This window comes from Actinoplanes sp. ATCC 53533, from assembly GCF_003947245.1.
Window position 1 is genome coordinate 1 of record NZ_QHHV01000167.1, and the last position, 12,333, is coordinate 12,333.

The 12,333-nt window shown below is 68.4% G+C and carries 12 protein-coding genes; 8 read left to right on the top strand and 4 right to left on the bottom strand.

Translation table 11 applies throughout. From position 1 onward, the window contains the following. A partial coding sequence (locus DMB66_RS63055; protein WP_233625242.1) for a D-alanyl-D-alanine carboxypeptidase family protein occupies positions 1 to 194 on the bottom strand: 194 nt, incomplete at its 3' end. Between the two features lie 255 nt (positions 195 to 449). On the opposite strand from DMB66_RS63055, the gene DMB66_RS42795 reads away from it, so the two are divergent. After that, entirely contained in the window at positions 450 to 1,565 is a 1,116-nt protein-coding gene (locus DMB66_RS42795; RefSeq protein WP_305026804.1) for a HAMP domain-containing sensor histidine kinase, read from the top strand. Positions 1,566 to 1,597: 32 nt separating this feature from the next. On the opposite strand, the gene DMB66_RS42800 is transcribed toward DMB66_RS42795, so the two are convergent. After that, the gene (locus DMB66_RS42800) at positions 1,598 to 2,563 is read right to left on the bottom strand and encodes a D-alanine--D-alanine ligase (RefSeq protein ID WP_125809846.1); all 966 of its coding nucleotides are present in this window, start codon (positions 2,561 to 2,563) and stop codon (positions 1,598 to 1,600) included. A gap of 196 nt (positions 2,564 to 2,759) precedes the next feature. Here DMB66_RS42800 and DMB66_RS42805 point away from each other — a divergent pair, with 196 nt between their 5' ends. The 3 genes from DMB66_RS42805 (at position 2,760) to DMB66_RS42815 (ending at position 5,314) form a co-directional block, all read left to right on the top strand. Further along, a complete protein-coding gene (locus DMB66_RS42805) occupies positions 2,760 to 3,644 on the top strand; it encodes a phytanoyl-CoA dioxygenase family protein (RefSeq protein ID WP_125809847.1) in 885 nt (294 codons plus the stop codon). A 243-nt stretch (positions 3,645 to 3,887) separates the two neighbouring features. Further along, positions 3,888 to 4,139, top strand: a complete 252-nt coding sequence (locus DMB66_RS42810) for an AlpA family transcriptional regulator (RefSeq protein WP_233625243.1) — start codon at positions 3,888 to 3,890, stop codon at positions 4,137 to 4,139. Between the two features lie 107 nt (positions 4,140 to 4,246). Beyond that, positions 4,247 to 5,314 (top strand): hypothetical protein, encoded by a 1,068-nt coding sequence (locus DMB66_RS42815; RefSeq protein WP_125809848.1) that lies wholly within the window; start codon positions 4,247 to 4,249, stop codon positions 5,312 to 5,314. Positions 5,315 to 5,360: 46 nt separating this feature from the next. On the opposite strand, the gene DMB66_RS42820 is transcribed toward DMB66_RS42815, so the two are convergent. Together DMB66_RS42820 and DMB66_RS42825 are read right to left on the bottom strand one after the other, a co-directional pair. After that, on the bottom strand, positions 5,361 to 6,761 hold the full coding sequence (locus DMB66_RS42820; protein WP_233625244.1) for a cell wall metabolism sensor histidine kinase WalK: 1,401 nt from the start codon (positions 6,759 to 6,761) through the stop codon (positions 5,361 to 5,363). A gap of 50 nt (positions 6,762 to 6,811) precedes the next feature. Continuing rightward, positions 6,812 to 7,588: a response regulator transcription factor gene (locus DMB66_RS42825; protein ID WP_233625245.1), complete on the bottom strand. Its 777-nt coding sequence runs from the start codon at positions 7,586 to 7,588 to the stop codon at positions 6,812 to 6,814. A 543-nt stretch (positions 7,589 to 8,131) separates the two neighbouring features. Between DMB66_RS42825 and DMB66_RS42830 the strand changes: the two genes are divergently transcribed. The 4 genes from DMB66_RS42830 to DMB66_RS42845 all read left to right on the top strand — a co-directional run. After that, a complete protein-coding gene (locus tag DMB66_RS42830) occupies positions 8,132 to 9,361 on the top strand; it encodes a DUF3500 domain-containing protein (protein ID WP_199752954.1) in 1,230 nt (409 codons plus the stop codon). After that, positions 9,361 to 10,743, top strand: a complete 1,383-nt coding sequence (locus DMB66_RS42835; protein WP_125809852.1) for a HupE/UreJ family protein — start codon at positions 9,361 to 9,363, stop codon at positions 10,741 to 10,743. Before DMB66_RS42830 ends, DMB66_RS42835 begins: the two co-directional genes overlap by 1 nt. Positions 10,744 to 10,965: 222 nt before the next feature. Further along, positions 10,966 to 12,054, top strand: a complete 1,089-nt coding sequence (locus DMB66_RS42840; protein ID WP_125809853.1) for a DUF3500 domain-containing protein — start codon at positions 10,966 to 10,968, stop codon at positions 12,052 to 12,054. A 41-nt stretch (positions 12,055 to 12,095) separates the two neighbouring features. Then, positions 12,096 to 12,333 (top strand): hypothetical protein (locus DMB66_RS42845; protein WP_148112817.1); only part of this gene is annotated, 238 nt, incomplete at its 3' end.

The following is a 12,333-nucleotide window of genomic DNA, read 5'->3' on the forward strand; positions in this document are numbered from 1 at the left end:
GAAGTGTCGGCGGTGGCGACCCATCGGGCGGCTTCCTCTTCCGAGCCGTACTTCGAGACCGCCTCGCGAAGAAGCTCATTCTGGTACGCCGGGGAGCGCCAGCCGCTGTTGACGTAGAATTCGACGCCGTCGTCAGCGGCGGCCATCGCCGCTTCGCGCAGGGCCTGGAGCAGATCTGGGTCGAGGTTGGCCACGCCGGGATACCTGTCATCGAACACTGTCACGCGGCCGCGGAGGGCACCGTCAGATTCGGTAGTCGTACTACGGTGGTCGGGCTGACTCATGACGCCAGTCAACGCAGCGTGGTGTTGTCGGCACGTATGTGGTTTTCGGTACGCGGACGATATGCTGCCACCCATAGAATCACGGCATATGTGTGCGAACCCTGGATCATCGCCGCCGTGGCCTGCATCGGGCGTGAGGATTGGACCGTGGATAGGGCGCCTGGTGTGAGCGTTCGCCTCAAGCTCACCCTCAGCTACGCGGGGTTCCTCATGCTTGCCGGCGCCTTGCTACTCGCCGTGGTGTGGTTGTTCCTGCTGCGTTATGTACCCGAGGTGATCCGACCCGACCCGGGACCCCCGGGGCTGAATGATGGCGGCCTGGGACCGGCGAATCCCCACATAAGGTTCATACCCGACCGCTCCGACCTGCAGCGCGCCTTCATCCCGAAGGCAGTCGCAATGCTGGCCTTCCTGCTGATGTTCGGCCTCCTGGGAGGATGGATCCTCGCCGGCCGCATGCTCGCGCCCCTGACCCGGATCACCAATGCCACCCGCCAAGCCGCGGACGGATCACTCTCCCACCGGATCCGGCTGGAAGGCCGCGAAGATGAGTTCCGCGAGCTCGCCGACGCCTTCGACACCATGCTCGCGCGGCTCGAAGCACAGGTCGCCGAGCAGCAGCGGTTCGCAGCCAACGCCTCCCACGAGCTGCGCACCCCGCTGGCGATCATGCAGACACTGCTCGATGTGGCCCGCAACGATCCGAACCACGACGCCGGTGCACTTGTCGACCGTCTCCACTTCGTCAACACCCGAGCGATCGACCTCACTGAAGCATTGCTCCTGCTCAGCCGCGCCGACCGGCGGTCCTACACCGGAGAACACATCGACCTGTCCCTGATAGCGGAAGAGGCCACCGAAACGCTCCTCCCACTCGCCGAGAAGCGCGGCCTCACTATCGAGACCTCCGGCGACCTGGCATCCACCATCGGCTCATACACGCTCCTGCTGCAGATGACTACCAACCTCGTGCAGAACGCGATCGTCCACAACCTGCCGGAAGTAGGCACGGTGTGGATCACGACCAGCGTTCACCCCGAGGGCGTGGTGCTCGCTGTCGAGAACACCGGCGAAAAGCTCACCGCACAGTCGGTTTCCACGTTCGTCGAGCCTTTCCAGCGCGGCACTGGACGGATACGCGACGGCCACGCGGGTGTCGGCCTCGGCCTGCCCATCGTCAAGAGCATCGCCCAAGCACACGACGGAGCACTCACCCTCACCCCACGCCCCGGTGGAGGGCTCTGCGTCACGGTGCGACTACCCGCCGCACGGCCGAGATAGTGGAACGTGACCTGATGATCCGTGGCGGCCGCCTACCCGGCTGCTGAACTGCCCCTCGCCTCGGCGAGCCTCGCGAGTTGCAGCCAGACGCGTTCGAAGGCGTAGCCCTCGGCCGCGAGGCCCATGACGAAGGTGGAGGTGTCGGTCAGCCCGGGCGCGACGGCCGTCTCCAAGACGAACACCTGGTCGTCCTCGTCGACGATGAGATCGGTTCGCGACAGGTCGCGCAGGCCCAGCGCCGCGTGCGCGGTGAGTGCCGCCCGCGCGACCGCCGCTGCCGCCCGGTCACTCAGGCGGGCAGGGCAGAAGAACTCTGTCGCCCCCGCGGTGTAGTGGGCCGCGTAGTCATAGATGCCCCGTCGGGGAACGATCTCGACGGCTGGCATCGCCACCGGCCCGTCCCCCAGGTCGACTACGCCGACCGCGACCTCGACGCCGATCACGGCCCGCTCGATGAGCGCGGTGTCGTGGTAGGCGAAGCACGCCATCAGCGCCGCCGGCAGCTGGTCCGCGTCGCTGACGTGACTGACGCCGAAGGCCGATCCGCCGGCGCGTGGCTTGACGAACAAGGGCAGGCCGAGCCGCTTGAGGATGAGTGAGATCAACGGGGCGGCGCCCAGGTCGTGGAAGGCCTCACGCGGCAGCGTCACGGATGCCGGCGTGCCAAGGCCGGCCTGGGCCATCAGCGCCTTCGCGAGTGGCTTGTCGAAAGCGCGCCGGCAGGCTTCGGCCGACGCCCCGACGTACGGCACGCCCACCAGCTCCAGCACCTCCCGAACGGTGCCGTCCTCGCCTGTGTTGCCGTGCAGAACGGGCAGCACGACCGACGGCGGATCAGCGATCAGAGCTTCCATCAGGTCAGGACCCAGATCGCCGAACTCGACGTCCACGTCGAGCCCACGCAGCGCGTCGAACACTCGCCGCCCGGAGTGCAGCGACACCTCCCGCTCAGGGGAAAGCCCTCCGGCGAGCACGAGCACGCGGCCAAGCTCTGACATCAGTTTTCACTCCGAGGTGATAGCGCATTCCCGACCCGTGCCCATGATATGCACCGGGCCGAGGTCGGCCGGTGCCGGGATCACCGCAGGCCACGACGACCGGCCCGCGCGCTCCCCGCAACCGGCCGGCTACATATCGTCGGCATATCGAAAACTCGATACGTGCTTGCAACACCTTTCCGCTTTGACTGCGGACATGACCGGAACGAACCGTCCTGCCTCCGTCGCCCGCCCCCATCCGGGCACCGCGATGACCGGCGAACAGCGCGCCGCCTTCGAACGCGACGGCTTCCTCGTGGTGCCCGGCGTCCTCTCCGAAGACGAGATCGCCCACTACACGACCGCCGTCGACCGGGTCTATGAAGAACACGCCACCGCCGGCAAACTCGCCGCCGACCGCTCACTGCACAAACTCAACGCGGTCGACAGCTGCACCGACCTGGCGCCACTGCTCGACCACCCGAAAGTATTCGGCCTGGTGTGGTCGATGCTCGGCTGGAACGTTCACGTGTACCACTCACACCTCGACGTGCACCCACCGCTGACCGAGGAGAAACCGTTCCGGTTCGAATGGCACCAGGACGGCGGCCGACAGAACCGCGAGATCGAGACCGACCCACGACCACGCCTGTCAGTGAAGATCGCCTACTGGCTCTCCGACCTCTCCGCCACCGGCCGCGGCAACTTCCAGGTCGTGCCGGGCAGCCACACCACCAACCGGATCGACGGACCGCCCCGCCGCGACATGGCATGGCCCAACCCCGACAACGCGATCGAGGTCACCGCCAACCCCGGCGACGCGGTCTTCTTCGACCGGCGCATCTGGCACGCCCGATCGAACAACCACTCGCGGATCACCCGCAAGGGCGTCTTCTTCGCCTACACCTACCGGTGGGTGCAGACCCGCGAGACCATGACCGCGGACCTACCCGACCTCACCCCGGTGCGACGGCAGCTCCTCGGCCTCCAGGACGGCGACGGCGACCACGCCTGGGGGCACTACCCGAGCGGGGTCCCGCTCCACGGGCTGTTGAAGGACCACGACCTGCTCGACCCGAACAACCCGCCACTGAAGCCGTAGCACGTCCAGCGGAACTCCATCGAGCTGAGGGAAATCGGACCCCTGTCCCCCACACTGCCAGTGCGTGACACTCACGGAGGCCGACGCTTGAGATCTCCCGTATGCCCACGATCGACACCCCCCGGTCCGCTTACCGCGACCACGATCCGGTGGCTCCGCACGGTTCACCGCCGATCGCTCCGCAGAGGACAACCCACCCGGCTACCGCCCGCACAGCCGGATCTCAACGCCTCATCGACCACCTTGCCGAGATGCGGCGCGCTGAAGAGAAAGCTGGCAGCGACGAGCGACAACGTCCGCCGGTCGAACGCCGAGGAGATCCTCACTCTCGACGAAGTCGCCCAGCTCCTCAAGGTGCCTGTCGGCACTCTCCGGAAGTGGCGCACCGATGGCGAAGGCCCGAAGGGGTTTCGTGCCGGCGAGTACATCCGCTACCGACGCTCCGCCGTCGAACAGTTCATCGCCGAGCAAGAGCGCAGGGAAGGCGGCTGCTGAAGCTGTCCGCTCGATAGGCACGCGCCGGGTTGTGCACCAGGCGTACGTTGTGGGTGAACCCGGTGTGCCTAGCCGTCGATGATGCACGACCTCAGGACGTGGCAATCATGCACAGACGTCTGCCCCTCGCCATCTCTCTCGCTGCCGTACTGCTCGTGCCCGCCGCGCCTGCCGGCGCCGCGCCCGCGGCGGACACCACGCCTCCCAAGATCGAGTCGATCTCGCTGTCCCGGACCGCGGTCACCGTGTCCGGCCTGCAAACGGTCATGCTCGACGTCCGGGTACGGATCACCGACGACAGCGGAGTGGAAACCTTCAACACCCTCGAGGGCACCTTTCCGTACCTGCAGTTCAGCGCGATGCCGAACGGCTTCGCCGGGCTGGAACGCACCGGTGGCACGCCGGAGGACGGCATCTGGACCGGGCAGGTGGCGGTCACCACCGCCTGGAAGGGCACGGTGAAGGTCAGCCGCGTAGCCGCCTATGACAAGGCCTACAACCTGCTGAGCGTCGACCCGAGCACGGTCGTCGGCCCAGTGGCCGTCGAGGTGCGGAGCTCGCACCGGCCCGCCGTCGACATGACGTTCCCCGAGCCCGCCACCAAGGGCAAGTCGATCGTGATGACCGTGCGGGTCCGGGACACCGACACCGGACGACCGTGGCCCGGCGCGCCACTGGTGATCGGCAACGACAACGGTTGCGTCGAGTCGACGGGCTTCGGCGTGACCGGCCGCACCAACTCCGCTGGAATCTATCGGCGCACGGTGCCCGCGAGTCAGGCTCCGTTCCTGCATTGCGCCTGGGTGCCCGGCACGTCGAAGACACCGGTGTCCGGCGAGGACGAGCGGACGATCATCGCCGTCGACACGGCCTTCCTGCGCTACCTGCGGTACGCCGTCAGCGCCACGCCGGCGAAGACGGCCGTGCCCGCCGGGACGACCGTCAACGTCAACGGCTCGGCGTCACCGGTCAACCAGAACAAGGTCATGCGGCTGCAGCGCTACACGGGCGGGGCGTGGAAGAACGTCAGCACCGGGCGGGTGCGCGCCAGCGGCCGCTACACCGTGCCGGCCACACCGCCCGGCAAGGCGACGTATTCATACCGGGTGTACGCCCCGGGTGACGGGAAGGCCGTGGGAGGCACCTCGAAGGCGTTCACCATCCGCGGCACCTGATCCGCAGCCGGCACCGGGCGCAGGGTTCGCTCACGTATTCGGCCGGCTATCCCGGGCCGTCCTCATCGGCGTACGCGGGCAGGGTGAGGCTCACGGTGAGGCCGCCGCCCGGGCTCTCCGCCGCGGACAGGTGGCCATCCCAGCACCGGGCGAGGGTGGCTGCGATGGACAGCCCGAGCCCACTGCCGCCGGCCTGCCGGGATCGGGACGGATCCTCCCGCCAGAACCTGTCGAACATCCGGGCCCGGTCTTCCACGCCGAGTCCGGGGCCGTCGTCGGCGACGGAGATGACGACGTCCCGGTCCTGCCGCCGGGCCTCGACGTGGGCGCACGTGCCGGGCGGCGTGTGCGTGCGGACGTTGCCGATGAGGTTGTCCAATATTCGCCGCAGTCCCGCCGGATCGGCCGCCACGGCCCCGACGCCCGGTCCGAGCGAGCTGGTGGTCGGCCAGCGCCGGTCGACGGCCAGGGCGGCCTCGACCGCCTGGCCGATCACCGTCGCGACGTCGACTGCCTCGGTCTCGGTGGGCGGCGCGTCCTCGGTCGCCGCGAGCGTCAGCAGGTCGTCGGCGAGGTCTCGCAGGCGGGCGGTCTCGCGCTGGATCCCGGCCATCGACCGGGCGAGGTCCGCCGGCCGGTCCTTGGCGCCGAGATCGAACAGCTGGGCGTACGCGGACACGGCGGCGACCGGGGTACGCAACTCGTGCGAGGCGTCAGCGATGAACTGCCGCAGCCGTTCCTGGGCGGCCCGCTCCTTGATGAGTGCCTCGTGCATCCGCTGGAGCAGGACGTTGGTCGCGGTCGCCAGCTCGCGCACCTCGGAGGTTGTCGGGTCGACGTGGACCTGGGCACCCAGGTCGTCGAGGCTCAGCACCTCGACGGCCTCGGCCAGGCTCCGCAGCGGCCTGATCCGGCCCCGCACCAGCACCGCGCCGGCGACGCACACCAGCAGCAGCACACCGATCGAGGCGCCCACCTGGATCCACGCCAACTGGCTGAGCGTCGTGTCGGTCTCGGTGCGCGGCAGCGCGATGACCAGGATCCGGCCTTGTGCGTCTGTCGAGACCTGGACCCGTACGCGGGGGCCGGCAGGCTCACGTGACCGCGTGTCGAAGTACGCCACCGGCCGGTCGGCGAGCTCGGACCGGACGATATCGGGCAGGGTGTCGGGCAGCTCGACGGTGAAGGACCGTCCGGAGAAGTCGCGGCCGTTCCGCGTACGCAGAACGGTGCCGTCGGCGCTGGTCTGTTGCAGAAACGGCGACGTCCGCGGGCCTGCCATGGGATCGTCGTCGGGGTCGTCCGCGGGTGGGCGGTTGTCACCCGCGTGGTCGATGAACACGATGGGGGTGTCGCTCAGCGCGGAGTCCAGGCGTTCTCGCAGGTGCGCCGCCAGGGCGAGATAGACGGCGCCGTTGGCCAGCACCAGTCCCGCGGCCAGGACCATCCCGACCACGACGGTCAGCCTCCGGTGCAAGGGCTTCGGCCGGCGGGCTCTCACCGATCGGCGCCCCGCGCGTCAGCCGCCGCCGCGCCATGCGGGCGCAAGATGTAGCCGACGAGCCGGACAGTCTCGATCAACGGCGGGCCGTGCCGGTCGAGTTTGCACCGCAGGCGGCGCACGTACGCTTCGACGATGTTCGGCGTGCCACGGAAGTCCTCGTCCCAGACCGCGTCCAGGATCTGGTGTTTGGACAGCACCCGGCCGGCGTTGGCGAGCAGGAAAGTGAGCAGGCGAAGCTCGGTCGGCGTCAGGCGGACCGACGCCCCGGACCGCCGCACCTGCTGCCTGTCCGGGTCGAGAACGACATCCCCGTAGACGAGCGGCCGGCTCGGGGTCACGGCGGCGTTCGGCGGGAGCACCTCGGGCCCCGGAGCGGCGGGCACCGACATCGCCCTGCGTCGCATCGCCGCGCCGGCCCGTGCCACGATCTCGGCGAGGGAGAACGGCTTGGTGATGTAGTCATCGCCACCCGCGCGCAGGCCGGTGACCCTGTTCGCCACGTGAGTGCGAGCGGTGAGGAACAGGATGTGGCAATCCTGGCCCGCGGCCCGCAGTAGGCGGCACACCTGGATGCCGTCGATGTCGGGCAGCATCACATCCAGAATGACCACATCGGGTGATCTTTCGCTGGCCCGCTGCAGGGCGAGGCGGCCGGTGGCGGCCTCGGCAACGTCGAAACCTTCGTAGCGCAGCGCCGTCGAGACGGCGTCGCGGATGGACGGCTCGTCGTCCACGACCAGGATATGGCCGCTGCTGGAGTCGGTGATCACGCGCTCATTGTCGCGCAGATTCGCCGCGATGATCGCTCCTGAGCAGCAGAGATGTGACCGGGCGAAGCCGGTGACCGCGCACGCGACCAGCCGCGTCAATGCGACACCTGCGGCAAAGACGGCCGGATCCATTTCGGGTGACCCTCCCGGCCGGCCTTTCATGAATCAGCTTCCCGAACCTGCGACGCCCCCCCTATCCGATGGTGCACTGCGCTCGATTGCGCGCATGGTCAACCACCAGCATATGCACGTCATCTGAATGCTGGCTGACTGCTGAACGCTCGCTGAATGCGGCGGCGTTTGACCTGGCCAGGACCCAGAGTGCGCTCTATCCTCAGCGCTACCGTGCGCACAGTGCGGAATAGTCGAGGAACTCAGACCCGGATAGTTCGCACCCTTGTGAATAGGGTTTGAAACGCCTGTCAAAATTCTATGACGAAAATCTTCTTGTCACCTCTTGCTTATTCCCAATGCCTTTGTCGACAATCTGGTAGCCAATCGCCGTGGCGGAATCCACGGCTCAAGAATCACAAGGAGTATTCGGTGAACAAGGAAGCGGGCCTGCGCGAGCGGCCCTCCCGACGGCGCTGGCGCGGCGTCGCCGTGGCCGCCTCGGCCGTCGTCCTGCTCGGCGGCGGATACGCCACCGCGAACGCGGCGACCCAGGGCGACACCGGCAAGCGCACCACCGCGGCCCGGCCACAGATCCGCAATGCCACCGGCGTGGCAACCGTCGTGAACGCCGCCAACGCGTTCGTCGACACGCTGACCACCGAGCAGCAGGCGGAGGTCCTGCTGGACTTCTCCCAGGCCAACGCCACGACCTGGTCCAACCTGCCGGAAGGCATCGTCACCCGGCCGGGCATCCAGTTCAGCACGCTGAGCGACGCGCAACTGACCGCCGCCAAGGCCGTGGTGCAGGCCGCCATGGGCACCGGCCAGGGCACCGGCTTCGACCAGGTCACCCAGATCCTCCAGGCCGACGACGTGCTGGCCGCGGCGGGAAGCACCACCACCCCGGCCGACCCGACCGCCAGCGCCGACCCGACCGCCAGCGCCACGCCCACCGACGTCCCGACCGGCACCCCGCCCTCCGGTGGTCCCGGTGGTGGTGGCGGTTTCACCTACGGCAGCGGGGTCTACTTCCTGGCCTTCCTCGGCACCCCGTCGACGAACGGCACCTGGCAGTTGCACTTCGGCGGCCACCACCTCGCCGTCAACATCACCTTCGAAAAGGGCAAGGTCACCGGCTCCACCCCGTTCTTCATCGGCGTCGAGCCGACCAGCTTCACCACCGACGGCACCACCTACCAGCCGATGTCGATCATGCGAGACGGCATGGCCAAGCTGACCGGCAGCCTCAGCACCGCCCAGCAGGCCGAGGCCAAGCTCAGCCAGTCGTTCGGCGACGTGCTGCTCGGGCCGGGCCAGGACGGCCAGTTCCCCACCACCAAGGTGGGCATCTCGGTCAGCAAGCTCTCGCCGAAGCAGAAGAAGCTGGTCCTCGCGGCCATCCACCCGTGGGTCGCAGCGGTCGACGACGCCACCGCCAAGATGCTGATGAAGGCCTACGAGAAGGACCTGAACAAGACCTTCGTGGCCTACTCCGGCGGGCTCGACCTGGCCACCCAGGGCGACTACGTCCGGATCGACGGTCCCGGCGTCTGGATCGAGTTCATCAGCCAGAACGGCATCGTGTTCCAGGACCAGATCCACTTCCACACCGTCTACCGCGACCACACCCGCGACTACGGCGGAGAGTTCACCTTCTGATGAAGACACCGCTGATCTCGCTGTGCCGCACGCTGGCCGGGATCGCGGTGGCGGTACCGGCGGCGCTCCTGCTCGGAGCGCCGCCGGCCGCCGCGCACCCGATGCCGCACTCGGTGGTCCTGCTCGACGTGCACGAAACCTCGGTGACCGCGCGACTGGAGCTACCGGTCGACGAGCTACGCACGGCGAGCGGTATCGACCTGAGCACCGCCGGCATACCGGTGGAGGCCGTGCGCACCTATCTCACCGCGCACATCCGGCCCACCACCGTCCAGGGCGAGGCGTGGAATGTCAGCGTCGGCGCCCTCGCATTGAGCCAGACCGAGCAGACCGCCACCGGCCCCTACCGGGAACTGATCGCGCAGGCGGTGCTCACCCCGCCGGCCGGCGGCGACGTGCGCCGCTTCACCTTCGGCTATGACGCCGTCATCCACCAAGTGGTCACCCACCTTGCACTGGTCTCGGTGCGGCAGGACTGGGGCGCCGGCCGGATCGACGAGGACGGCGACGGCACTCAGCAGGTCGGCACCATCCGGATCGACACCCGCACCATGACGATCCCGCCGCTGGCGGTGGACCTCGGCGACGGCAGCGCGTGGCGCGGCTTCCTGGCCATGGTGCGGCTCGGCGGCGACCACATCCTGACGGGTACGGATCATCTGCTGTTCCTACTGATCCTGCTGCTGCCGGCCCCGTTGCGGGCGGACCGCGGCCGGTGGCGGGAACTCGCCGCTACCCGGACGGCGCTTCGCCGGATCGGCCTCACCACGCTCGCCTTCACCGTCGGCCACTCGATCGCCCTCGCGGTGAGTTCGTTCGGCCACCTGGACCTACCGGACTGGCCGGTCGAGGCGTTCATCGCGGCCAGCATCCTGGTCGGCGCCGTACACGCGGTCCGGCCGCTCTTTCCCGGACGGGAAGCCACCGTGGCCGGGATGTTCGGACTCGGGCACGGGATGGCGTTCTCCTTCGTCCTCGCCGAGATGCAGCTGTCCACCGGACGACTCGCGCTCAGCCTCCTCGGCTTAAACCTCGGCATCGAACTGGTCCAGGTGCTGCTCGTGGCGCTCGCGCTGCCGGCGCTGCTCGTGCTCGCCCGGCTGCGGATCGGGCCCCGGCTGCGAACGGGCGGCGCGCTGATCACCGCCGCGGCGGCCACCGGCTGGCTGCTCGACCGGCTCGGCCTGCCGAACGCCGTCGCCCGGCTCGCGGACAGCGCCGGCGCACACACCACGGCGATGCTGGCCGGGCTGACCGCAACCGCGACGCTCGCCGCCGCGTGGATGGTCGCCAAGCGCCGCAAGCCCCGAACGGAAGAGGTCCTGGCACCACGACAGGTGCCGGTCGACGCCATGGCCGGTCTGACCGACGGCCCCGGGTAGCGGGCGCAACCCGCCAGGGTCCATAGGCGGCTTTCGTTCAGCGCGCGTTCAGCCATCAGGCTGCGTTCAGAAGGTGCGCATATGCTCCCGAGCGACCTCTTGCTGCATACATCTTCGCAAGGAAGACCGAGTTCACTTGCACCCTCTGCAGTTCACTGCGGAAATTCACTGACGCATGCGCAGTGAACGTATCGTCGGCAGTCTATTTCTTGAAAGGCCACCGTGAGAGTCACCCAATACAGGTCCACCGCGGCCGCTGTCGGCGTCGCGCTGGCCCTCGTGGGCGTCACCGGCGGATGCGTCTCGTCCGACGACGTCACCACGACCGCTAGTGCCGCGGCCAGCGCGACCGCCAGCGCGACCACCAGCTCCTTGACCGGCTCGACCTCGACCGCGGCGATTCTCAGCGCCGCGACCGCCTTCGTGGGCACGCTCAGCGACAGTGAGAAGTCCTCGGCGGTGTTCGACTGGTCCAACGTCGAGCAGAAGGCCCGCTGGTCCAATCTGCCGCAGGGCCTGTTCACCCGGGCCGGACTGATGTGGGGAAAGATGAGTGACGCGTCCAAGACGGCGTGGCTCGCGGTGATGAAGGCGACCCTGAGCGAGGCCGGCTACAAGCGTGTCCTGGCCGAGTGGCGCGCGGATGACGAACTCGCCGGCGGCGGCAGCAATTCCTACGGACAGCAGTACTACTGGGTGGCGCTCATCGGCACGCCGTCGGCGTCGAGCCCGTGGCAGTGGCAGTGGGGCGGTCACCACGTAACGGTGAACGCCACCGTGTCCGGCGACAACCTGGCGTTGTCTCCGAGCTTCATCGGTGCGCAGCCCACCAGCTTCACCGACAGCGGCGCCACGGTCGAGCCGCTCGGCGACATCTGGGATGCCGCCTATGCGACGGTGAAATCGCTGGACGGCTCGACCAAGTCCAGCGCGGTGCTCGGCAGCAGTTACATCGACCTGCTCTACGGACCCGGCGAGGACGACAAGGAGCCCGTCTATGAGGGGGTGCAGGGCTCGAAGCTGACCGACGCACAGAAGAAGCTGCTGCTCGCCCTGATCGGCAAGTACACGGGGTTGGCCAACGACGGTGCCGCCACGACTCACCTGGCCGAGATCGAGGCCACCATCGACGACACCTACTTCTGCTGGTACGGACCGACCACCGACACCGGTGACGCGTATTTCCGGGTGACCGGCCCGCGCGTGATCATTGAGTACTCGCCGCAGTCCATGGGTGGCAGTGCCGCCGACCACATCCACGGCATCTACCGGGACCCGAAGAACGAGTACGGGGCAGCGATCACCGGATGACCATCACGGCCGCCAGCCGTGCGCGAAGGGTGTCAGCGTGGGTGCTGGCGCCCTTCGTGGCGGCGATGCTCATCGTCTTCCCAGCGAGTGCGGCCTGGGCGCATCCGCTGGACATCACGTGGCAGACGTCCTACCTAACGCTGACAGCCGGTAAGGTCGACGTCGAAATCAAGATCTCGGTGGGCGCCCTGGTCGCGCCGGCCCTCCTCACCGACCTCGACCGCGACACGGACCACTCGCTCAGCGGCGACGAGGGAAACGACTACGCGTCGCGGGTCC